General features: G+C 64.4%; 19 protein-coding genes. 10 read left to right on the top strand and 9 right to left on the bottom strand.

Annotated features, from left to right (window positions below; all coding sequences use genetic code 11):
- Positions 1–168 precede the first annotated feature (168 nt).
- The 3 genes from IT350_03495 (at position 169) to IT350_03485 (ending at position 4,293) form a co-directional block, all read left to right on the top strand.
- Positions 169–1,149: a hypothetical protein gene (locus IT350_03495; GenBank protein ID MCC6157090.1), complete on the top strand. Its 981-nt coding sequence runs from the start codon at positions 169–171 to the stop codon at positions 1,147–1,149.
- Positions 1,150–1,253: 104 nt separating this feature from the next.
- The gene (locus IT350_03490) at positions 1,254–3,002 is read left to right on the top strand and encodes a hypothetical protein (GenBank protein MCC6157089.1); all 1,749 of its coding nucleotides are present in this window, start codon (positions 1,254–1,256) and stop codon (positions 3,000–3,002) included.
- A gap of 40 nt (positions 3,003–3,042) precedes the next feature.
- The gene (locus tag IT350_03485; protein MCC6157088.1) at positions 3,043–4,293 is read left to right on the top strand and encodes a CapA family protein; all 1,251 of its coding nucleotides are present in this window, start codon (positions 3,043–3,045) and stop codon (positions 4,291–4,293) included.
- 3 nt (positions 4,294–4,296) lie between these two features.
- On the opposite strand, the gene IT350_03480 is transcribed toward IT350_03485, so the two are convergent.
- From IT350_03480 to IT350_03460, 5 genes are all read right to left on the bottom strand, one after another.
- Positions 4,297–5,475: a CapA family protein gene (locus IT350_03480; GenBank protein ID MCC6157087.1), complete on the bottom strand. Its 1,179-nt coding sequence runs from the start codon at positions 5,473–5,475 to the stop codon at positions 4,297–4,299.
- Between the two features lie 56 nt (positions 5,476–5,531).
- On the bottom strand, positions 5,532–5,828 hold the full coding sequence (locus IT350_03475; GenBank protein MCC6157086.1) for a type II toxin-antitoxin system RelE/ParE family toxin: 297 nt from the start codon (positions 5,826–5,828) through the stop codon (positions 5,532–5,534).
- Positions 5,825–6,127 carry a type II toxin-antitoxin system Phd/YefM family antitoxin gene (locus IT350_03470; protein ID MCC6157085.1) on the bottom strand — a complete coding sequence of 101 codons (303 nt, stop codon included), beginning with the start codon at positions 6,125–6,127 and terminating at the stop codon, positions 5,825–5,827. The genes IT350_03475 and IT350_03470 overlap by 4 nt, the downstream gene beginning before the upstream one ends.
- Before the next feature lie 146 nt (positions 6,128–6,273).
- Positions 6,274–7,563 (bottom strand): HAMP domain-containing protein, encoded by a 1,290-nt coding sequence (locus IT350_03465; protein ID MCC6157084.1) that lies wholly within the window; start codon positions 7,561–7,563, stop codon positions 6,274–6,276.
- A complete protein-coding gene (locus IT350_03460) occupies positions 7,560–8,279 on the bottom strand; it encodes a response regulator (GenBank protein ID MCC6157083.1) in 720 nt (239 codons plus the stop codon). The genes IT350_03465 and IT350_03460 overlap by 4 nt, the downstream gene beginning before the upstream one ends.
- Positions 8,280–8,568: 289 nt before the next feature.
- Between IT350_03460 and IT350_03455 the strand changes: the two genes are divergently transcribed.
- Positions 8,569–9,174 carry an EF-hand domain-containing protein gene (locus IT350_03455; GenBank protein MCC6157082.1) on the top strand — a complete coding sequence of 202 codons (606 nt, stop codon included), beginning with the start codon at positions 8,569–8,571 and terminating at the stop codon, positions 9,172–9,174.
- A 109-nt stretch (positions 9,175–9,283) separates the two neighbouring features.
- On the opposite strand, the gene IT350_03450 is transcribed toward IT350_03455, so the two are convergent.
- Together IT350_03450 and IT350_03445 are read right to left on the bottom strand one after the other, a co-directional pair.
- Positions 9,284–9,883 (bottom strand): TetR family transcriptional regulator, encoded by a 600-nt coding sequence (locus IT350_03450; GenBank protein ID MCC6157081.1) that lies wholly within the window; start codon positions 9,881–9,883, stop codon positions 9,284–9,286.
- A 28-nt stretch (positions 9,884–9,911) separates the two neighbouring features.
- Entirely contained in the window at positions 9,912–11,009 is a 1,098-nt protein-coding gene (locus tag IT350_03445) for a hypothetical protein (GenBank protein MCC6157080.1), read from the bottom strand.
- Positions 11,010–11,182: 173 nt separating this feature from the next.
- On the opposite strand from IT350_03445, the gene IT350_03440 reads away from it, so the two are divergent.
- On the top strand, positions 11,183–11,695 hold the full coding sequence (locus tag IT350_03440; protein MCC6157079.1) for a hypothetical protein: 513 nt from the start codon (positions 11,183–11,185) through the stop codon (positions 11,693–11,695).
- Between the two features lie 188 nt (positions 11,696–11,883).
- Positions 11,884–13,953, top strand: a complete 2,070-nt coding sequence (locus tag IT350_03435) for a glycoside hydrolase family 88 protein (protein MCC6157078.1) — start codon at positions 11,884–11,886, stop codon at positions 13,951–13,953.
- Between the two features lie 266 nt (positions 13,954–14,219).
- On the opposite strand, the gene IT350_03430 is transcribed toward IT350_03435, so the two are convergent.
- Positions 14,220–14,360, bottom strand: coding sequence for a hypothetical protein (locus IT350_03430; protein MCC6157077.1), 141 nt, complete (start codon positions 14,358–14,360; stop codon positions 14,220–14,222).
- Positions 14,361–14,536: 176 nt separating this feature from the next.
- Here IT350_03430 and IT350_03425 point away from each other — a divergent pair, with 176 nt between their 5' ends.
- Positions 14,537–15,472 carry a DUF4349 domain-containing protein gene (locus IT350_03425; protein ID MCC6157076.1) on the top strand — a complete coding sequence of 312 codons (936 nt, stop codon included), beginning with the start codon at positions 14,537–14,539 and terminating at the stop codon, positions 15,470–15,472.
- A 218-nt stretch (positions 15,473–15,690) separates the two neighbouring features.
- Here the strand turns inward: IT350_03425 and IT350_03420 are convergent, their stop codons facing one another.
- The gene (locus IT350_03420; GenBank protein MCC6157075.1) at positions 15,691–17,235 is read right to left on the bottom strand and encodes a cytidine deaminase; all 1,545 of its coding nucleotides are present in this window, start codon (positions 17,233–17,235) and stop codon (positions 15,691–15,693) included.
- A gap of 434 nt (positions 17,236–17,669) precedes the next feature.
- Between IT350_03420 and IT350_03415 the strand changes: the two genes are divergently transcribed.
- From IT350_03415 to IT350_03405, 3 genes are read left to right on the top strand one after another with little or no spacing between them, the layout of a single operon-like run.
- Complete coding sequence (locus IT350_03415; protein MCC6157074.1) at positions 17,670–18,068, top strand: hypothetical protein; 399 nt, start codon at positions 17,670–17,672, stop codon at positions 18,066–18,068.
- On the top strand, positions 18,065–19,456 hold the full coding sequence (locus IT350_03410; protein ID MCC6157073.1) for a YdcF family protein: 1,392 nt from the start codon (positions 18,065–18,067) through the stop codon (positions 19,454–19,456). The genes IT350_03415 and IT350_03410 overlap by 4 nt, the downstream gene beginning before the upstream one ends.
- Before the next feature lie 55 nt (positions 19,457–19,511).
- The gene (locus IT350_03405; protein MCC6157072.1) at positions 19,512–20,021 is read left to right on the top strand and encodes a TlpA family protein disulfide reductase; all 510 of its coding nucleotides are present in this window, start codon (positions 19,512–19,514) and stop codon (positions 20,019–20,021) included.
- The last annotated feature ends 2 nt before the right edge of the window (positions 20,022–20,023 follow it).

The following is a 20,023-nucleotide window of genomic DNA, read 5'->3' as shown; positions in this document are numbered from 1 at the left end:
GGAAATACGTCGACGAAATCATTCGTCACTCGCGGCGGGAACGGGAGAAAAACGCGAAAAGGAGGATCAACAAACTGGCGAGCGGAAAACCGACCGACAAGACCAGAATTTAGATGCGTTTGCCCTGGTCGGTACTCTCGCGATCGGGACAGGCGGACGGCGACCAAAATGAACTACGACCGAATCGACGGATCGACTTTCGACGAGTTCGTGGCGCGTTCGCGCACGGGCGTGTCGTTTTTCTTTGCCGTCATGGGCGCCTACTTCATCGGACAGATCTACTTCCTCGCGTGGTCCCCGGCGTCGGCGGTGCTCTCGCGTTCGTGGAGCTTCGCGTCGCTCTGCGTGAACGCATTCTGCCTGGCCGTCTGCGGCCACTACCTGTTCTCGCTGCGCCGCGCGCGCCCGCGTCCGGCGGACGACGGCGACGACCACGATCCCGCGTTTCGTTCCGGCCGCCCGTTCAGTCGCCGGGCGATCTATCTCCACATGGTGGTCGTGGCGTCGGTCATCATGACGACGATGCTGGTGCACACGTGGATGCTCGGGTCGATGAACTCGATGCATTTCATGAACGCGCTGCTCGTCTTCGTCGTCGTGTCGTGGATATTGCGTTACCGCGACGCGCTGATCCTGTTCGTCGCGGGCAACGCGGCGCTCGCGCTGATCCTGACGTTTGAAGCGCGCGGCGTGGTGCCCTACGCGCCGATCTTCCGCACGGAAATCGATCTCGGAAACGTGTTCCTCGATCCGCGAATCGTGGCGATGGTGCTGGGCATTTACGGCGCGTACACCGCGCTCGCGCTGGTGGCGATTCACCGCTTTCAGCGCGTGCACCGGCAGAATCACGATCAGCTCACGGCGGCACACGAGGCACTGCGCGTCGAGGTCGAGGCGCGCATCCGCGAGGTGGAGGCGCGAACGCGCGCCGAGGCGGAAAAGGAAATCATCATCGCAAACCTCAACGCGGCGCTTGCCGACGTGAAGCAGCTTCGCGGCCTGCTGCCGATCTGCGCGAGTTGCAAGAAGGTGCGCAACGACGAAGGCTACTGGCAGGGTATCGACCTGTACCTTCGCGACCACGCCGACGTCGAACTCACGCACGGCATCTGCCCCGACTGCATGGCGTCGCTGTATCCGGACGTGTGACCCGCCCCCCGGCACTGGTCCGGCGAATCCGCTTGTGATAATCACCTTTTCCGCGAATCGGAATGATGAACCGGGATGCGCCGCGCGCGGCGGCGGAGTGGATCATGGAATCGGACAGCGACGTGACAAAGGACGAACTCGAAGCGGTGGAAGCCTTCGCTACACCCGCCCCGGCGAAGGGAAAAGATCCCCGCCGGATCGCCGCGTCGGTCGCCATCGGCGCCGGAAGCCTCGCGCTGGGCTGGCCGCTCTACAAGCTCCTCTACGCGCAGGGCGAGAGCGACGCCTACATGATCCTTTCCATCGTGGGCATGATGCTGATGCCCGCGTTCTGGTTCGTCGATCGTCGCGGGCTCGTGCGGGAATCGCGAGTCCTTCTCTGCGTCCTGGCGGCCTTCGCGTCGTCTGCCGTTCTGATTAACGGGCATTCCCAGTTCTTCGAGAAACGCAAAGACCACGGACTTTTCGTCTGGAATCTGTACCATTACATGCTCGGGACGAAATACTTCCCGGAGGTCGGATACTTCGACCTGTATCGCGCGTCGATTGTCGCGGACGACGAACTGGAGAAGGTCTTCCAGAAGCCGGGGTATCAGATCCGCGACATGCACACCTACGAATTCATCCCGATCGAGGACGCCTTGGTCACCGCGAAAACGGAAGGCGTCCGCGACAAATTCGCGCCCGACCGATGGGAGAATTTCAAGAAGGACCTTCGCTTCTTCCAGAAGTTGAAGGGCGGAAGATTCTGGAAGGGGCCGATCGCGGATCGCGGATTCAATCCGTCGCCGGCTTGGCTGATTCTGCACGAACCGATTCTGAACCTCGCGAAGTGGCGTCGGATGCCCGTTCTCGATTTTCTGTGCGACCTCAACTCTTATTTGCTGCTCGGGGCGATTCTGGCCCTGTGGTGGGCTTTCGGGCTTCGCGTGAGCCTGATCTCGACGCTCTGGTTCTGCCTCTGGTTCGGCAACGACAGCCGCGTGTTCGGCGGATACTTCGCTTACGACTGGTTCGTCTATTTTATCTTCTTCATCTGCCTCGCGGAACGGGGTTGGAAGGCGGCCGGCGCGCCGTGGCTCGCTTACAGCGCGATGATGCGCGGATTCACGGGGCTTGTGGCGCTGCACGGTGCCGTGCGTTGGGTGATCGAAACCGCGCGACGGCGGCGTCTGCCCGCGGAGCGGACCCGGTTTTTTCTCGCCCTCGTGGCGAGTTGCATGGTCATCGTGGCCTTGGGCTCCATGACCGGCCGGGGTTTCGACGGGTGGCTCGAATGGAAAGAGAAGATCTCCATCCACTCGGAGAACCACACGATCTCGTACAATCGCATCGGCCTGAAGTTTCTGTTCTCGCACGACTACACGACCGGCAAGTGGGTCACGAACATCCCGGCGATCGAACGCAAGTTCGAGAAAAACGAGTCGAAGTACAAAGCCGCGTCGTTCGCGCTGATGGCGCTCACGCTGCTGGCGATGATCCGACGCAAGGATCACGACGGCTATCTGCTGTTCATTCCGTTTGTCTACTTCGCGATGATGCTCTCGCGGTACTACTTCAGCGTCGCCGTCTTGCTGTTCACCTGGCGGGAGTTCGATCGCCGCGGCATCGGCTCGCTCCTGTCGTCGATGTGGCTCTTTTTCGTGCCGGCGTTTTTTCACTGGCACCAGCAGATCGACAAATCCCACTACCGCAACTGGTGGTGGGCCAACGTGCAGGTCGTGGCGTACTTCCTGATCGTGATCGCTTACTTCCTCGTCAAGGATGCGCGCGAGCTGCTCGCGGAGCGGCGGGCGAGAAAAGCGCCGCCCCCGAGCCCGACTCCGAACAACCCGATCGCCGAATCCGCGTAGAGTGAACTTGCGGGATTCGCGCAGAAGACAGGGACGTGGAATGAATCGACGAATCGGAATGCCGGCGATGCTCGTCGCCCTGATGTTTCTCGCGGCGACCGCGTGCGAAAAAGGCCGCGTTGAGAAACCCGAAATCGGCGCGCGCAGCGCGAAAAAGGAAAAACGCGCCGAAAAAAAAGACGGCTCCAAGTCAAAGAAGGACTGGCCGAAGTACGAGATTTACGCGCCCGGCGAGCTCACCGACGATCGATTCCGAACTCCCGAAAACATTCGCTCGCTGGTGTTCGCCGGCGATATCATGATGGCGGACCGCCTGGCGCCGTTCGTGGATGAAGAAGGCGTCGACTATCCATTTCGCGCGACGCAGGCGCTGCTCAAGAGCGCAGATCTCACCATCGGGAATCTGGAAACGCCGATCGCCGTCGAAGCGAAGAAACGCAGGGACAAGGGATTTTTCTACAAGACGCCGCCGGGCACGCTTGAAGGGCTTCGTCAGGCGGGGTTCGATGTCGTCTCGCTTGCCAACAATCACGTGCGTGACTGCGACGCGGGGGGCGTGCTCGAGACCCTGAAATTCGTGGATGAGCACGGCCTCGGCCGCTTCGGTGCGGGCAAGACGCTCGCCGAGGCGAAATCGCCGCTCGTCGTCGACGTGAAGGGACTGAAGATCGCCTTCGTCGGCTTCAACGGGGCCGAGGTCTATCTGACCGACTTCCGGCAATTCGAGAAGGGGCTGTGGGATACACGCAAAGCGCGGGCGCTGGCGGACTTGCAGGCCACCGACACACTGCCCGGAACCCTGGTTGCGGAAGAAAACGATGTGCGCGAAATGGTGCGTGCGGCGAAAGCCGTCGCCGACATGGTGGTGGTCTTTCCGCATTGGGGAATTCGCTATCACCGCCCCGTATTCGAGGGGCAGGAGCGCTTCGCGCGGGCGGCGATCGACGAAGGCGCCGACCTCGTCGTGGGAACGCACGTCCACTTCTGGCAGGCGACCGAGGTCTACAAAGGCAAACCCATCGTGTATGGAATCGGCAACTTTGCGTTCGGCTCGCACAACCCGAAGGCTGATCACGGGCTCGTCGTTCGGGCGCTCGTCGAAGGCAAGTCGGTGAAATCGGTCGAGCTCTACCCGACGTACACGAACAACCGGGCCGAGCAGGTCCGCTTTCAGCCGAAGATCATGAAAGGCGCCGACGCCGAGAAGGAACTGGCGAAACTCAAGGCGGATTCCGCGAAACGTAGCGCGGAGATCACCATCGAAAACGGAGTCGGCTACCTGCGGTTCTGACCCCTACTTCAGCCGCACCGAGAAAAAGTTTCCCAGCGCGTCCTTGCCCGTGCTGACGCGCTTGGCGAAGCCCTCGCCGCTCTTTTCGGCGAGTGTCGTCTTGAGGCCGGCGAACTCGGCGTCGGTGAGCGGACGCGGCTGATACTTCACAACCCGGTTGTCGATGTGGATCGGGTAGAGCCGCGCGTCGGCGCGCAGCGCGCCGTCCTTGCCGGGCGCGAAACGCACCAGCGCCGCGAGCCCGTAGGGCGTGACCTTGTATTTTTTGTATCGACCGGGCGACGAGAACACGAAATTGCCGACGTTGTAGATCGCCGTTTTGCCGGCGACGCGTTCGATCTCCTGAAGCGTGTGCGCGCCGTGGCCGATCACCGCGTCGGCCCCCGCCTCCAGCACCGCGCGGGCGATGGGCCCCTGCTTGCGCGTCTTCCACGCGTAGTTGCCGCCCCAGTGCGGGTACACGATGACAAAGGCGTCGGGATTCGCCGCGCGGTATTCGCGCACGAGCTGCGACGTGCGTTCGGCGTCCAGCATCGCCGCGCCGGGCGCGTCGCCCTTGGCGTAGAAGCTGTACATGGTCTCGTAACGCAGGCTGTGTTCGAACGCGGCGAACACCGCCAGACGCACCTCCCGCTCGCCGATCGTGAACGTCGTCTCGAAGGGCCGCTCCGCGTCGGCCTGCGTGAGCCCTGCGCCGAAGCCGGTCATGCCGTTTTTCGCGAGCGTTTCGAGCGACTGTTTCAGCCCGGGGATGCCGTAGTCGAGCGTGTGATTGTTGGCGAGGCTGACGGTGAGGATCTTGTTTTTTTTCAAATGCTCGGGCGCCTTTTCCACGTGCGCCCAGTGGATGTAGTCCTTTTTCCCCTCGAAGGGCGACTCGGCGGCGGCGGGGTCGCAAATCGGCGTTTCGAGATTGGCGATCACCAGATCCGCGGCGTCGAGAAACGGCTTCACCTTCTCGAATCCGAAATCGTAGCCGTGCTTGAGGATGTCGTCGTCGAGCTTTCGGTAGCTCTCGCCGAAATCCGTGTCGCCGACGAAAAGCACCTTGTAGCCGTCTTTCCACTCGGCGTCGGTGGGCGGCGCGTCGGGCGACGACGCGGTCTTCAACTTGGAGCACGCGCCGAGCGCGAGTACGCACACGGCAAAGAGGATCGGAGCGAAGAGGCGGTTTTGTGTCATCGGCGAATCTCCACGCGGCGTGGGTACACGAATCGCCGTTGGCGGGCAAGGGGGGTTTAGTCGACGGACGGGAACACGCCGAGAAGTCTGTGCCCTTCTGTGATCGCCAGGATTTCGACGGATTTACCGAGAACGCGATAGGCGATCCGGTAGTTTCCCTCGATGAGTTCGCGGAGATCGTCGCGCCCGTACTCTGGAATAACGCGGCCCCGCTTCGGAAATCGGGCCAGGGAATCCGCACGGCGCCGGAGTTTCGCGGCGAATCGGCGGGCAACGACCGGGTTGTCCCGACCGATGTACCGCGCGACGTCCCGGAGAGCCTGTACGGCGCCCGGCGTCCATACGACGTTCACGTCCGCCGCCCGCGCTTGAGGGGACCGAATTCGCGGTCGAGCTCGCGATCGACCTCTTCGGGCGACATCAGCAGTCCGGCGTCGGCTTCGCGCAGACCGCGCTCGACCGCTTCCATGAAACGCGCCCGCTCCACGATCCGGTCGTACTCCTCGGGTGGAATGACCACGCCTACCGGTGTGCCGTTTTGCGTGACCAGGACGGGTCTCTTGTCGTCATGGACCTGCCGAAACAGCCGTGACGCATGTTTCTTGAATTCCGCAATGGCATAAATGTCCTGGGACACGATGAGATCCTTCATATTCGACTCCATATTCCGATCAATATCCTGATTCGATTATAGATCAGTCTCAAGCGAAGGGCAAGATCCGAACCGTCCCAGGGGGCCGACTTGAAGGTCCTGAACGTCCGGCAAGTCTGACGTCGGGAGATGCGCGAGGATGGGAACTATCCGGAGGGCCAGCGCAACCGGAGGCACGCGCCGGGTGCGTCCCGATCGACGACTTCGGCCGTGCCGCCGTGCGCGTCCATGATCCTCTGAACGATGGCGAGGCCCAGCCCGACGCCGCCCAGATCCCGGCTGCGGCTGTCGTCGAGGCGCACGAAGGGATCGAAAACTCTTCGGCGGTCGTCGGGGGCGATCCCCGGGCCGTCGTCCTCGATTTCCACGATGACGCTCGTTTCCGCCCGCTCGACACGCACCCGGACTTGCCGCGTCGCGTGCCGTCGCGCGTTGTCGAGCACGTTGCGCACGGCGCGTTCGAACAGGCGGCGGTTCGCGGTGATCCGAAAATCGCCGTTCCCGGCCATCTCGAGGTTGACCTCGCGCGCCGTTTCGCCGCGCCCCACGGGACTGTTGTCATCGGGCGCGATGAGTTCGGCCAGGACGCGCCCGGCATCGAACGATTCGACACTCAATTGCTGGCGCGTCGCGTCGAGTCGGCAAAACAGCAACAACTCCCCGATCAGGCGTTCGAGTTCGCCCAGCTCCGTCTCGATCGCGGCGATCCGGGCGGGGTCGTTGGAGGACGCCGCGAGCATCTCGAGACTGAAGTGAATGCGGGAGATGGGAGTCCGCAGTTCGTGGGAGACGGCGGCCAGCAGGTGGCGCTGGCTCTCGAGCAGACGCTGGATTTCGTCGGCCATCGTGTTGAAGCGGGACGCCAGCCTGCCCAGCGCGTCGGACGAGACAATGTCCGCCCGGGCCGACAAATCGCCGTCGGCAATGCGGACCGCCGCACGCTCGAGCACGCGCAGTCGCCGAACGACGGGGAACGCGAGAGCGAACCCGACCGCGGCCGCGATGGGAATCGTCACCGCGATCGACGCGAGAAAATGCGTCATGTCGGGACGGTGCGGCGGCAGAATCGGCCCCGCGACGAGAACCAAATCGCCCGCTCCGATCGGAACGAACACCCGAATGCCGCCGCCATCCGCCATGGAGGCCGCGTCTCCCGCGCGGACACGATCGGCCGCGGGGCCGGGAGGCACCGAGGATGTCGGAATCAGCTCGAGTTCGAACGGCAGCGCCGCGCGCGATTCACGCAGGATGTCCGGCCATGCGTCCGGAGGGGCGCTCTCGAATTTCCGGCGCATCAGGTCCATCGCCGCCCGTTCCGGAACGAACGCCGCCCGGTCGCGGTCCATGAGCGACTTCATGGCGAAACCCGATACCGAGGCGGAGATCGCGAGCGCCGCGAGGATGCCGATCCAGATCCGGGCGAACAGTCCCGTCACGTCCGTTTCGCCATCAGGTAGCCCGCGCCGCGCACCGATTTGATGAGCGCGGGTTGGCGGGCGTCGTCGCCGAGTTTTTTTCTCAGGCGCGCGACGCGCAGGTCGGCGGACCGGTCGAGACCGTCGTAGTCGATGCCGCGCAGCACGGTATAGATGCGGTCGCGCGAGACCACGTCCCCCGCGTGACTCGCGAGCAGGTGCAGGAGATCGAACTCCGCGGTGGTCAGATCGACTTCGCGTCCGGCGAGGTGGGCGGATCGACATCGCGGATCCACCACCAGATCGCCCAGAACGATGCGCGGGTGGTCGTCGCGGGGCGGCGGCCAAGGGCCGTCGGCGCGCGTCGCGCGGCGCAGCAGCGTGAGGATTCGCGTGAGGAGGCGCCGCGGCTGCACGGGCTTGGCGAGATAGTCGTCGGCGCCGATTTCGAGCCCGACGATCTCATCCACCTCGTCGCCGCGCGCGGTCATCATGAGAATGGGCCCGGCGAATTCGGGGCGCACGCGGCGACAGACGGTGAAGCCGTCGAGTCCCGGCAACATGATGTCGAGAATCACGAGGTCGGGACATTCGTCGACGATGCGGGTGACAGCCCGGTCGCCGCGCGCCTCGATGGCGACCTCCATGCCGTGAGAACGCAGATATTCGGCGACCACGTCCGCCAGTCTGGCGTCGTCCTCGACGAGAAGGATTCGGGGCATGCCGTCCGGCGTCATGACGATGGACTCCGCGATGCGCGTCAGGACTCCGCGATGCGCATCACCCGGCGGGATACACGGATGTGGAGGGGCTTGGCAACAATCTGAATGTATCCGTTCGTCACCGACGGTATCCCCAACGCCGCGTTCACAATCCGATACAAGATTGCGACACAGTTTTTGTTGATGGCGCTCGATAAGTACGGCAAGAGTGACGGATCTGAATTCCGAGGGAACGGGCCCTATCGGCACTGGACGCCGTCAACCGGAGACGAGGCGGCAAGATATGGTGACTTCGCGGACCGGCATGACCGGAATCGCGGCAACCGGAGGGATGCGCGGCCCCGAGGCGGGACGCCTCGATCCCAAGGATCTGTTCAAAAAAATCGACGCGAACGGCGACGGCAAGATCGACGAGGACGAGTTGTCGGCGGAAATCTCCGAGGCGGCGTCGAGACACGGCTCGGCGAGCGCTGTGGTGGACGTGGCGTCGCTCATGTCCGACATGGACACGGACGGCGACGGGTCGCTCGGCGAAGACGAGTACGCGAGCGGGGTCAAGACGTTCCTGAACGCGGTTCGCGGCAGCGCGGGCGGGTCGCCGCCCATGGGCTCGCCGCCCATGGGCCCGCCGCCCGACGCCGCCCAGTTGTTCTCGGATGCCGACGAGGACGAAGACGGAACGGTCACGCAGGACGAACTCGCCAACGCGCTGGCGGCTCTGGGCGAAAAGCCCGAAGGCGCGCCCGACGCCGCCGAGCTGTTCGAACGTCTGGACGCGAACGGCGACGGCAAGATCGATCGGGACGAGTTCGAATCCGAAATGGAGAAGCTTCGCAACGAGAAAGCGGAGGACTACCGCAAGAACATCAAGATCGAGACAACCGCGGCGACGATCAGCCTGAAGGTCTAGAAGGGTCACGCACTCCGGTTCGAAGCCCGAACCCGTACGCGGGTTCGGGCATTTTCCCATTTCGTGTCCGCGCCGCGGGTGCCGTCGCTTCTCTTGCGTTGGCCGACGATCAACGCGTCCCCAGTCCACGCTCGACGAGATCGAGAGCGGCGGCGCCCATCGCGCGCAGGTCGCCTTTGCCCTCGCCCGCGTACCACGCGCGCATCACGGCGCTGACGGCGCCCATGACGATGCCGGCACGCAGTGCCGCGTCGCGGGCGCGGGCGGCGCTCACGCGGCCTCGACCGGCGAAGGCGGCGGCGATGGCCGTTTCCCAGTCCGCGTCGAGCACGACACTTCGAGCGACGAGCGCGGTCGAGTTCGAGATGATCCGCGAGAGGCGCACGTGGTCGGCGCGCGCGGCCGTGTAGGCGTCGGCCATTTCGCCCAGCACCGCGCGCACCGCGGCCATCGGATCGCCGCCGGTGGACGATCGGCGCAACAACTCGCGGAACCGCGCCACGTAGTCCGCGTGGTAGGGGAACATCACGTGGTCCTTGGCCGGGAAATATCGGAAGAACGTGCGTGGCGAGATGTCCGCCGCGATGGCGATGTCGTCGATGCTCGTGCAGTCGAAGCCGTGACGCTCGGCGAGTTCCACCGCCGCGCGAAAGATCGCGTCGCGGGTCCGGGCCTTCTTTCGCTCGCGCGTGACGGGGCGTGGTTTCATGTGGCGGCCTCCTTGCGAACGCTCCTGCTTACTCCTTCACGTCGACCGCGACCAGCCCGGCGTTCACGTCGTCCATGATGCCGCCGCCGGTGACATAGTAATCGTATCCGGCCTCGCCGTTCAAACGGAATTTGAAGAACGCCGTCAGATATCGGCGCGAGAGCGCGCGTATCAACTCGTAGTCCTCGGCGCCGCCCGTGGGGCAGATGATGCCGGCGAGGTCGATGATCGCGTCGGGCAGATCGCAGAACGTGACGTGGCCGCTTAGCTCGATGCGAATCTCGATGGCGGGCGCGTTCGCGACCGTGAAGTACTCGTGGTAGTTGCCGTTTGCCGGCGCGCAGGGTCCGCCGTCGGAACCGCCGATCAGCAGCGTGGGAATCGTGATCGCGGGCATGAGCTCGGGCGTCACGGACGGGTACGCCGGGCCCGGCAGCGGGCTCGTGTCCACCGGGTCCACCGTTCCCGCCGCCGTCACGCGCGGATCGTCATGCGCCGCGAGCAAGGCAATCTTCCCGCCCATCGAATGCCCCGACGTGCCGATGCGCGCCGGGTCGATTTTTTCGAAGAAGAGCGAGCCGGCGTCTTGCGCCTCGGCCTCGGCCCAGTCGATCAGCGCCGAAGTGGTCACCGAAAGCGCCTGATGCGCAATGACGTAGCTGTTGCGGAAAATGACGACGAAGCCGTGCGTGGCGAGGTGCTCGCCGTAGGAAAAGTACAGACTCATCGGCGCGCTGAAGCCCGGCCCGAAGATGACCACGGGGCACGGGCCGTCGGCATCGTCCACCGACGCGCCGCCGTCCGCCGACGGGTAGTACACGCGGATCGGCTGGTCGTCGTTCGAACTCGGATCGAAGAACGTGACGTCCGTGAAGGCAAAAGCGTGCGGTCCGGGATCGATCGGATCGGGCGGGATTTCGGTATCGTCGTCGCCCGTGTCGTCATCGTCGGCCGCATCGTCATCGGCGTCATCGTCGGCGAGATCGTCGTCGCTCACGTCGTCATCCGTGTCGTCATCATCTCCGGTTGCGCCCGAGTCCGACGAAGGCGAATCGTCGCCCCGGCAGCCGGGAAAAAGCAACATCCACGCCAGCACCACCATCAACGGGATCGATCGAATATTCATGTGCAACTCCGAGGTCGATGGCGGCCAATGTCGATTTGGCGTCACGCCGTGTCAAGTGGCAGTTTGTGTCAGAAATATTCGGGCGGGACGGGCTGTCCGAGGATGGACCGCGGCTCCCGCGTCTGGTAAACGGGAGTGACAGGTCTCACTTCTCTCGGGGAAAGGGCGTTTGCATGGCGTGGAACGTTTTTGGGTTTGCGGTCGCGATCGTGATCGCCGCGTTCGCTTATCAGGGATGCTCATGCGGAGACGACGATGACGATAACGACGACGACGGCGGTTCGGGCGGCGGCGACGAATGGTGCGGCGAACCCGCGTTCGAGGACGAGTCGGACGGCGGGTGCAATTCCTGCGTCAATTCCGAGTGCTGCGCCGAGTTCGATGCCTGCGGCGGGGACGACGCGTGCGTGACGTGCGTGTCCACCTCGTCCACATCCGCCGAGTGTCAGGCGAACGAGAACTACATCAATCTGCTGAACTGCTATGGCGGCGCCGTGAACGGCGATTGCGCGGAGGACTGCGGCGGGAGCGCGGACGACGACGCGGGTGATGACGACAGCGGCTATGAATGCCTCCCCCAGGAAAGCTACTGCACGCCGGGAATGGGCGAATGTTGCCTTGGTCTGGTCTGCTGCGATCTCGTCGATCCTCCGACCTGCCTGACCGACACGATGTGCTACTTCTAGCGCGTCGCGCAAATCCATCGAATTTTCCCGACGGCCGGTCCCGAAGCGATTCGGGGTCGGCCGTTCCATTGCGCCACGTGTTTCGAATCTGGTCCCGGGAAATCCGGCGACGATGCGGTTGAGACTTTCCGCGTCGCGGTGCTAACCTGATGCCCGTCCGGTCACCGACCGCCCAACCGGGGGAACGCATGCTCCGTCCGTGGGTCATTGTCCTCGCCGTCCTGTTTACCCTTGTCGCGGCGTTCGCCGTCGCTGGGTGCGACGAGGGCGGCGAACCGAGCGAGTGGGAATCGCCCGACGTGGTCGGCGACGACGATGACGCGGCGACCGAGGACGAGGTTCCGGCGACGGCGGTCGCGCTCGCCGACTCGTGGACCGCGTACCATGACCCGGCGGCGCTCGCGTGGAGTTGGGACGCCGCCGTGCTGATGATGGGCCTGATGGATCTGTCGCGCGTCACCGGCGACGCGTCATACGCCGACTACGCCCTCGCCTGGCTCGATCACCACATCGACGCGGGCTACACCATCGCCAGCTCCGACACCGCCGTGCCGGCCGCCGTCGCCCTGCTCGCGTGGCGCGCGACCGGCGACGACCGCTACCTCGCCGTGGGCGACGACGCGTGGGATTACATCGAAAACAAGGCCGGACGCACGAGCGACGGCGGACTCAACCACCTGGGCTGGATCAGCGGCAACGAGCTGTGGATCGACTCGTTGTTCATGATCGGGCCGTTTCTGATGGACTACGCCGACGCCGTGGGCGACGATGCCCCCGCGCGCGAATACGCACACCAGCTCAACGTCTTTCGCAAGCATCTGCGCGACGACGCGACGGGGCTCTACCGCCACCGCTACGACGACGACACGGGCGAGGTCGCGCCCTCCGAGGCGCTCTTCTGGGGGCGCGGCAACGGCTGGGTCTTTGCCGCGCAGAACATCGCCGCCGCGCGCCTGCCCGAATCCGCGCGCGCCGATCTGGAGTTCGACCTCGAAGCGGATCTCGACGCCATGCGCGCGTCGATCGTCGCCGCGACGCCGCCCGACGGGCGCTTCCACACGATCGTGAACGCGGCGTCGTCGTACCAGGAGACGAGCGCGGGGCTGCTGTTCGCCTACGGCCTCGCCACGGCGGTGCGCGACGGACGCACCGACCGCGCCGCGTCGATCGACTGGATCGAGCGCTGGATCGCGGGCGCGATGCGCGAGATCGCCGAGGATGCGGCGCAGGACACGCTGCTGCTGGGCGTGTCGTACGGCACCTCGCCGGGCGACCTGGCGTACTACAACCAGGTGATGAAGGGCGAAAACGTCTCGTACGGCATCGGCGCGTTTCTGTTGGCCGCGACCGCGCGCGAGGAGATCGGGCGCGAGCGCGTCCTCGCGCGGGCCACGATCCGCAAGGCCGACGAGACCTACGTCGAGCATCCAATCCCATGCGAGGGCTCGACGTGCGGCAAGTTTCATTTGGCGCGCGGCAACTTCGACCGCGCCAAGGGCTCGTTCGCCGAGGCGCTGGGCGCGAACCCCGCCGACAGCGAGGCGCTGTTCTTCGACGCACTGGTGGACACGGTGCGGGTGGGCGTGGGCGTCGTGCAACAGCTCGACAAGGAATACGTGGGCGAGACGGACATGGACGGCGTGATCGCGTGGATCGCCACGCAGCGACCGGTGTTGCAATCGGTGTCGGCGCGCATGGCGGGCGCCGAGGCGAACGCGGAATTTTCGTCGCGGCTCGAACGGCTGCTCATCATCGAGTCGGGCGGCCACAACGCGGTGGGCAAGCGCGAATACGATCTGGGCGAAGCGTATCTCGTGGACGCCGTCGCGCACGTTCTGTCGGGCGGCCTCGCGCTGCTGGGTGGCGGCGAAAAGTCGTTCGCGCTTCCGCACGGCGCGGCGGGGTGGTTTGCGGCGATCCGCGACGCGCATCGTGCGTTCGCGCAGCGGGCGACGAAATCCGAGGCCGACGACGCGATCGACGAGATCATCGCGGGGATCGACGACCTCATCGCGGGGATCAACGCGATCATGGCCGAAATCGACGACCAATCCGACGACCTGATTCCCAAAAATCTGCTCAAACTCGAAGGCACGTTCGGCATCCCCGGCATTTTGCAGGAGACGGACGTGAAGGAGCTTGTCGCCGGCCTCGGCCTGCCGGCGGACCTGCTTGCGAATCTCGACATGCCCGCCGCGCTGATCGACCTGCTCGAAACGATCCAAGCCGTGCTTGAGGCCGTGAAATTGATCGTGTAGCGGGGGGGGGCGAGAACACGCTGCGGGGTTTTTGGTTGTTGGTCGCGCTGACGCGTGCCGCGTCGCGACGACAGCGCCGCGACCGTGAGGGAGCGGTCATACCTTCGCAAACGAATCGGTCAAATCCAACCGACCGTCGTCGGGTGGAGAGGGTTGGTCACGTCGATACGGCATACTACTTCAGTCCGCGAACCGCTCCCTCGCGGTCGCAGCTCTGTCGGGCACCATGGTCGCGGCTCGATCGACGTAAGCGTCCGCTTACGGAATCAATCCACCACCGGCAGCCCCGGCGGGTCGAAGACGCCGTTGTCGTCGATGTCCACCCAGATCGGGTTGGTGAGGGCGTAGATCGCCTGCCCGGGATTGACCGGTCCGAGTTTCGCCGAGGTGTGCCCCGCGCAGACCACGAATGAGCTACGTGGAGCAAAGAATGGGAGTCCGGAGACACGACACGGAATTCGAGGATGTCCGCGGCCCGTCAGAGTCGAGCCTGTGAAACCTTCGGCCGAGCCCCGTACCGCGGGAACATTTCCGGCCGGGCGCGTTTCTCCTATGATCGAGCCCTCTCGTCCCGGAGCCGGTCATGACGCGCCGCCCTTTGCTCGCCATTCTCGCCCTGTGCGCAATGCTCGCCGTGGCCGTTTCGTGCCAGAAATTCGACGTTGCCGGCGGGCCGCCCGCGGAGCCCATGCTCGCCGAGATGGCCCCGACGGGGGCGGCCGAGAGCAAACCCGCGGATCTCCTCGTCAAGGACGCCACCGGCGAAGGCATGGGCGGCGTCAGCGCGGGCGGCGAAGGGCAGGTTGCCGAGAACGTCGCGCTCCAGGGACGCAAGCTCATCCGCGACGGCCACATGCGCGTGAAGGTGAAGGACGTGGACGCCGCGCGCGCGTCGCTGGAGCAGATGGCCGCTGCGGCGGGCGGATTCGTGTCGAACGTCAACGCGCAAAGCTACACGAGCGCGAAGAACACCGACGTGACACTGCGAATTCCCGCGAGCGGGTTTTTGTCCTTCGTTGAAAAGGTTCGCGCGCTCGGCCACGTGGAGGAAGAAGGGTTCGACGTCACCGACGTGACGGACCAGTACGTCGATCTCGACCGGCGCATCAAGACGCAGGAGGCGCTGGCCGCGCGGCTCGAACAGCTCATTCAGGACAAGAGCTACCAGTTCAAGGACCTGCTCGACGTGGAACGCGAGCTGGCGCGGCTGCGTCTGGAGATCGAGTCGATGCAGGGCTCGCTGCGCGGGCTCGACGACCGGATCTCGCTGTCCACGCTGCGCGTGTCGATGTATCAGGAGGTCACGCAGCAGGTCGTGCCGCCCGACAGCGTGTTCTCGCCGCTGGTGTCGGCGTTGGAGAACGCCGGGCCGCGCTTCAAGGGCAGCGTGCGCGGGATCATGGCGCTCACGGGCGGTCTGGTGAACTTCGCCGTGGCGCTGACGCCCTGGCTGGTGATCCTGATCCCGGGCTGGCTGGTGCTTCGAGCGCTGTGGCGACGTCGCCGGGCGCGCAGGTAAGTGCAGAACGACGCCTGATCGCGATTGTCGCTATCCAGCTTGATTATTTAGATTTTCGCTCCGCGCCATTCTCCATTGCAGCGCCGGTTGAATCCGCCGACCGAACCTCCAGTTTCTCCGATGCCGGCCGCGCACCTCGCTTCCACTCCGGCCATTGTTTGACTACGGCGGCGTTCTCCTCGAGAAATGCCCAATATTTACGGGCATCTTCGGTGTCGTCACGTCGGACTTTCATCGCGTACCCTCCTCGCGGTGCTTTCGAGCCAATTCGTGAACTCCACAATATCCTGGGCGGCGGATCGTTCGCGCTCGAAATATGACTGTGGAAGCAACGGCACTTTCGGCTTCCCGTTTCGCCGGGAATATTTCACAGGCGTTCCGTCGGTCCTGTTCTTTCTATTAACCGAAAATCCGGTGCTGATCCCCATCACGGAAAACAGATCGAAATAGCGGCGCGGTCCGACTCCGACGAAAGGCTCGAAGAGTACCTTCTCCCCGGCGCAATGCGGGTCGACGGTTATCGAGTCGGAATGCAACGTCAGTGCCCGACTCTTCGGGTAGGGTTCGATGTAGACGACTCTTTCGATGCCAGCCGCCACGAGATGCTTGGCACAATTGTGGCAGGGAAAGGTCGTGCAATAGAGGGTGCAACCTCTCGGACTCACTCCGATCCGAGCACACGCCAGCAGTGCATCCATCTCGGCGTGAACATCCCGACCGTATTCCGTGATGTCCAAGATCTGGGTATTTCGCAGGCGTTCACGACCATCCGCCCAAATTTCTTCGTCCGACCTTTCAGCGCCCGTCGGCCCTGCTCCGATCCCCAGTGCCTTCATCACCTCGACGACAATTCGTGCTTTCTGCTCGTCATTCGAATCTCGCCCTCGTACGGCATCCCGTTGATCACCGAGCCCCGGCCAGTACAACCCGCCACCCTTCATGGGAGCGTCGTTCGCGCCGGTCGCAATGATCTCGCCATGCTGTGTCATAATCGCTGCGCCGACCTGCCGCGCGAGGCTCCCCGAACGGACAGACGCAGCGTAAGCCATGAACATCCCATGTTCATCGCGGGTAGGAGTAAGAGTCGTGTTTCCAAAGACTAGCTCCAAGAAACGTCCGAGTTCCGACTCGGCTTGGTCGGCTCGAACGAACACGTCGGAGAGTGCAAATGTATCGCGGGTCTTTTGCCCGAGTTCGCTGCCCTCGTCTTCATCCCGACGAATCAGCTCCTCGGCTTCCAAGGGCGACATTCTTATTTCGAGGAGCCGTTGGCGCTCCGGCTGGACGGCGAACACCCCGACGAGAAAAAAACCCGCACCGTAGATGCGGCGAAGAACACGCACCTCTTCGTCGTGTTTCAGGGAGCGGAGGACGTGTGCCGTCCGTGGCAAGAACTCGGTCGATGCCTGCGTTCGTTTCCGGCTGATCTCGGCAACCGCATGAAGCGCGAGAATTCCGCCGTAGCGGGTTTGGGCGCGAAGCTTCGAGCCGGCATCCATATAGGTCTTCAGCCGCTGATACTCCGGCTCCGTGTGCAGCCTGACACCGATTGTGTCCAGAATCTCCGGATCGAGTTGTCCAAGAATGCCGCTCAACCTGACGGAGTTGGGCTGGTACTCGAATGCCCTGAGATTCGCCTCCAGTTTTTCCTGGAAATGCTCGAGGTCGGTTCCGACGGCCCCAACGAGGCCGAAGACCAACTCCGCGTCGGAATACTGAAACATGACGCGCGGCGTAGGAGGATCAGGGTGGGTCGTCGTCATGTTCCGGCCTTGGAGACAAGGAGACTCGTAACCGATCGCTTCACGGATTGTCAAGATTTTCCTGCTTTGATTCTGCGCGAGGAGAATTTTCCTCCCGTCAGGCCATGAAGGACTCTACGAGCAAGGAGCTGACCGCGACCCTGTCACTCCCTCCGGCTGCGCGACCGAAGCCGATTCGGCGCGACGAAGGCCAGTCCCCTCTCCCGGCATGACGGGAGAGGGGTAGCGAGCGAAGCGAGACGGGACGAGGGATTACGTTCCTGGCCGCGCCCCACTTATCCACAGCCCCATGGGGTGCATAAAGATTCCCATTGATATCCGCCTTGGGGTGTGATAAACGCCCGCCGGTCCGTGTCCGAGTGCCCGATTTGCGGGGATGACGGCGCGGACGATTTGCATGTCGCGGCACGATGGTAGTTGACAGAGGTTGCGGCGTGCCCAAAGCGATGGCGGTCTTGATGCTCGTTCTTGCCTCAGTTGGGGCGGGCGGCTGCTCGAATGCGAAGGACGATTCCGGCTCACGGGAGCCGGGCTCATCGGCGTCGCCGTCTTCGGACGACGACCCTTCGACGAACGCAGGGTCTGACGACACCACGGCGAATCCCTCCCCGGACCCCACTTCCGACACGACGCACTGCCGCGACGCGCTGAACACCTCGGTGTCCGCGTGCGGGGCGCAGTTCGTGGACGGCGAGGGGCAGGTCATCACGCAGAACGAACTGCTCGGCGCGTGCGGGCAGGACAAAGTGGAGTGCGTGGTGGGCTGTTGGGATGGGCACACGGATTGCGCCGAATTCCGCGACTGCCTCGGCACGGATTGCGGACTGTCATGAACAAGATCGAATTCACGCTGGCGGCGCTTCTGCTTTCGTTCGCGGTGGGCGTATGGGCCTGCGGCGAAGCGGCGGACACCGCCGTTCCCGCGTCCTACGACGACGCGACCCCCGCGCCCGTGGACGGCGACGAACTGATCTCCGACAACGACGACGAGGATCTGGACGATCCGGCGATCCCCGACGAGACCCCGCCGTTGCCCGCGCTCGATCCGTCGCGCTGCGCCGACTCGCCGCCGATCGACTTCGGCGACATCGATCTGGGCTACGAGTCGCTGCACAGCGATTCGACGCTGCTCGACAAGAACTGGTACCTGCTGACCGTGCTGATGAAGGACAAGGCGACGGCGCTGGCGATCAAGAACGACGCTCGGGCGCGGGCGCTCTCCGCGGCCCGCGACCAGCGTTGGCGCGACGCGGTGGAATCATGCGGCCCAAACGTCTCGTGTCTGGTCGATTCGGTACTGTGGACCGACGCCGACGTCACCGCCGCCGCGAAGATCCTGTATGACCTGTTCGCCGACGACGACCGCATGGCCGATCCGGTGAACGATCACCTGCGTCCCTCGGGCCGATTCGAGCTGCTGGCGGACGACGACGACGCGCACGTGCTGGTCACGGCGTGGCGCGAGACCGTTCGCACGATGAGCAACATCGTGCTCGCGGCGTCGGGGAACATGACGGCGGTGGACTTCGAGATCTTCATGCGCGAGGCGTCCGAGGAGCACCCCGAGCTGACGAAGTTCTACGAGCCGCTCGCGTGGTCCGCACTGGGGGCGCTGTTCGCGCAGGATCGCGACGAGGCCGTACGCTACGAGCCGATGGATCACGGCATCAACGCGCCGGCCATCGCGCGCATGTCGAAGATCGACTGGGCGGCGTACCGGTTCATCGCGATCGTGGTGCCCGGTTATGGCCCGACGACGCTCGATCGGCCGCTGTCGCCGCTCGGCGGGTTCCGCTGCGATCTGGCCGCCGCGCGCTACAAGGCGGGCGTCGCGCCGTTCATCGTCACCTCGGGCGGCCACGTCCACCCCGAAATGACGCCGTACTCCGAGGCGATCGAGATGAAAAAGTACCTGATGGACGTTCACGGAATTCCCGAGAACGCCATCCTCGTCGATCCCCACGCGCGGCACACGACGACGAACCTGCGCAACGCCTCGCGACTGCTTCTGCGCTACGGCGCGCCCGCCACGGGCACCGCGCTCATTACGACCGACGTCGCGCAAAACACGTACATCTCGTACCTGCTCGGCGGGCGATGCCTCGAGGAACTCGGCTACCTGCCGTGGCGGCGCGTGCGCCAGCTCTCGATGACGGATTCGTGCATGACGATGAATCCCGAGTCGCTGCACGTCGCGCCCAGCGACGCCCTCGATCCGTGATCCGCGCCCGGCGCGCGCCCTATTGGTGATCGAAATTTTCCGACGGAGTTCGTGCATGACCATTCGGCGTCTGGGAATCGTGCTGTGTGTTGTGGGGATTCTGGCCGGCATCGCGACCGAGGTCGTGTTTGCGGCGGAGGTCGGCGGCAAAGCCCCGGCGTTCAGCGCGATCGATGAGGCCGGCAAGCCGGTGACGCTCGCCGACTTCGCGGGCAAGCCGGTGCTCGTCAACGTCTGGGCGAGCTGGTGCGCGCCGTGCCTTCAGGAGCTGCCGGAGATGGACAAGCTCGCGGCGCGTCTCGCCGATACGGGCGCGGTGGTGCTGGCGGTCAGCATCGACGACAAGGCCGAAAACGGAAAGCGGATGAAAACGAAGCTCGGCCTCGCGCACCTGCGCGTCGCGTTCGACCCGGGCAAGACGGTCCCGAAGGCGTTCGGCGTCGATGCGATGCCGTCGAGCTTCGTCATCGACGGCGCGGGCGTAATCCGCCACGTCAACCGGGGCTATCAGGCCGGCGACGTCGAGAAGATGGAAGCCGTCATCCGCGGCCTGCTCAAGCCCTGAAT

Source organism: Deltaproteobacteria bacterium, assembly GCA_020845895.1.
In the GTDB taxonomy this organism is placed as follows: Bacteria; Lernaellota; Lernaellaia; order JACKCT01; family JACKCT01; genus JADLEX01.
Note: the sequence above shows the minus strand (reverse complement) of the source record. Positions and strands in the feature narration are given on the sequence as shown.

Excerpts from the sequence above, each read along its gene's own strand:
- IT350_03495 (MCC6157090.1), top strand. The coding sequence starts at position 169 with ATGAACTACGACCGAATCGACGGATCGACTTTCGACGAGTTCGTGGCG.
- IT350_03490 (MCC6157089.1), top strand. The coding sequence starts at position 1,254 with ATGGAATCGGACAGCGACGTGACAAAGGACGAACTCGAAGCGGTGGAA.
- IT350_03485 (MCC6157088.1), top strand. The coding sequence starts at position 3,043 with ATGAATCGACGAATCGGAATGCCGGCGATGCTCGTCGCCCTGATGTTT.
- IT350_03480 (MCC6157087.1), bottom strand. The coding sequence starts at position 5,475 with ATGACACAAAACCGCCTCTTCGCTCCGATCCTCTTTGCCGTGTGCGTA.
- IT350_03470 (MCC6157085.1), bottom strand. The coding sequence starts at position 6,127 with ATGAAGGATCTCATCGTGTCCCAGGACATTTATGCCATTGCGGAATTC.
- IT350_03460 (MCC6157083.1), bottom strand. The coding sequence starts at position 8,279 with ATGACGCCGGACGGCATGCCCCGAATCCTTCTCGTCGAGGACGACGCC.
- IT350_03455 (MCC6157082.1), top strand. The coding sequence starts at position 8,569 with ATGACCGGAATCGCGGCAACCGGAGGGATGCGCGGCCCCGAGGCGGGA.
- IT350_03450 (MCC6157081.1), bottom strand. The coding sequence starts at position 9,883 with ATGAAACCACGCCCCGTCACGCGCGAGCGAAAGAAGGCCCGGACCCGC.
- IT350_03445 (MCC6157080.1), bottom strand. The coding sequence starts at position 11,009 with ATGAATATTCGATCGATCCCGTTGATGGTGGTGCTGGCGTGGATGTTG.
- IT350_03440 (MCC6157079.1), top strand. The coding sequence starts at position 11,183 with ATGGCGTGGAACGTTTTTGGGTTTGCGGTCGCGATCGTGATCGCCGCG.
- IT350_03435 (MCC6157078.1), top strand. The coding sequence starts at position 11,884 with ATGCTCCGTCCGTGGGTCATTGTCCTCGCCGTCCTGTTTACCCTTGTC.
- IT350_03425 (MCC6157076.1), top strand. The coding sequence starts at position 14,537 with ATGACGCGCCGCCCTTTGCTCGCCATTCTCGCCCTGTGCGCAATGCTC.
- IT350_03420 (MCC6157075.1), bottom strand. The coding sequence starts at position 17,235 with ATGACGACGACCCACCCTGATCCTCCTACGCCGCGCGTCATGTTTCAG.
- IT350_03410 (MCC6157073.1), top strand. The coding sequence starts at position 18,065 with ATGAACAAGATCGAATTCACGCTGGCGGCGCTTCTGCTTTCGTTCGCG.
- IT350_03405 (MCC6157072.1), top strand. The coding sequence starts at position 19,512 with ATGACCATTCGGCGTCTGGGAATCGTGCTGTGTGTTGTGGGGATTCTG.